At 68.5% G+C, this 1613-nt stretch carries 1 protein-coding gene; it reads left to right on the forward strand.

What is annotated here, in order from left to right:
• A partial coding sequence (locus A9W96_RS26745) for an amino acid adenylation domain-containing protein (RefSeq protein WP_156765431.1) occupies positions 1–1613 on the forward strand: 1613 nt, incomplete at both ends.

Raw genomic sequence — 1613 nt, forward strand, 5'->3', positions numbered from 1 at the left:
GCGTGGGGCAATGTGTCGGCGTTGGGTCGTGCGGTGGTGCCGGTGTCGGTGGTGGAGTTGTTCGGCGGGCAGGTGGCGCGGACTCCGGATGCGGTGGCGGTGACGTTCGAGGGCCGGTCCATGTCTTATCGGGAGCTTGACGAGGCGGCCAATCGGTTGGCGCATCTGCTGGTCGAGTCCGGTGCGGGCCCGGGTGGGGTTGTGGTGCTGCTGTTGTCGCGGTCGGCCGAGGCGATCGTGGCGATCGTGGCGGTGCTCAAGTCCGGGGCGGCGTATCTGCCGATCGACCCGGGGTTGCCCGATGCGCGGGTGGAGTTCATGCTGACTGATGCCGCCCCGAGGGTCGCGGTCACCACCGCCGAGCTGGTGGATCGGCTCGGGGGGTTTGGTGGGGTGGTCATCGATGTGGCCGACCCGGCGGTGGCGGCCCAGCCGAGCACCCCGCCGCCGGGGCCGTCGCCGACCGATGTGGCGCATGTGATCTACACGTCGGGGACCACGGGTGTGCCCAAAGGCGTTGCGGTGACGCATCACAACGTTGCGCAGCTGTTCGACGATCTGGATATCGGGGTCGATCTGTCGGCCGGGCAGGTGTGGACGCAGTTCCACTCGTATGCCTTTGACTTCTCGGTGTGGGAGATCTGGGGTGCGCTGCTGCATGGTGGTCGGTTGGTGGTGGTGCCCGAGGCGGTGGCGCGGTCGCCTGAGGAGTTTCATGCCCTGCTGGTGGGTGAGGGTGTGACGGTGTTGACCCAGACCCCGTCGGCGGCCGGGATGCTGTCGGTCGAGGGGTTGGATTTCACGGCGTTGGTGGTCGGGGCCGAGCCGTGTCCGCCGGAGCTGGTGGACCGCTGGGCGCCGGGCCGGGTGATGGTCAATGTGTATGGCCCCACCGAAACGACCATGTGGGCCTGCAAGAGTGCCTCGCTACAGGCGGGCTCGGGATTCCCGCCGATCGGCTCGCCGGTGACCCGGGCGGCGTTCTTCGTGCTCGACGGGTGGCTGCGCCCAGTGCCCGCCGGCGTGGTGGGCGAGCTGTATCTGGCCGGCGAGGGCGTCGGCGTCGGGTACTGGCGCCGCCCCGGGCTGACCGCGTCGCGGTTTGTGGCGTGCCCGTTCGGTGTGGTGGGCCAGCGTATGTATCGGACTGGGGATCTGGTGTGCTGGGGTCCCGATGGGCAGTTGCGGTATCGGGGGCGCGCCGATGAGCAGGTCAAGGTGCGTGGGTATCGCATCGAGTTGGGCGAAATCCGCACCGCGATCGCCGAATTGGACGGCGTTGAACAGGCGGCGGTGCTGGTTCGTGAAGACCAGGCCGGCGAGAGGCGTCTCGTCGGCTATGTGACTGGAGCCGCTGACCCCGCCGATATTCGGGCCCGGTTGGGTCAGCGGCTCCCTCCCTATATGGTGCCCGCGGCGGTGGTGGTGCTCGAGGCGTTGCCGTTGACGCTCAACGGCAAACTCGACACCCGCGCTTTGCCCGCCCCGGACTACCAGGGCGATAACTACCGCGCCCCACGGACCGCCCTCGAAGAGATCCTGGCCGGCATCTACGCCCACATCTTGGGTGTCGAACGCGTCGGAATCGACGACTCCTTCTTCCACCTCGGCGG

It is taken from the genome of Mycobacterium sp. 1245852.3, assembly GCF_001669335.1.
GTDB lineage: Bacteria > Actinomycetota > Actinomycetes > Mycobacteriales > Mycobacteriaceae > Mycobacterium > Mycobacterium europaeum_A.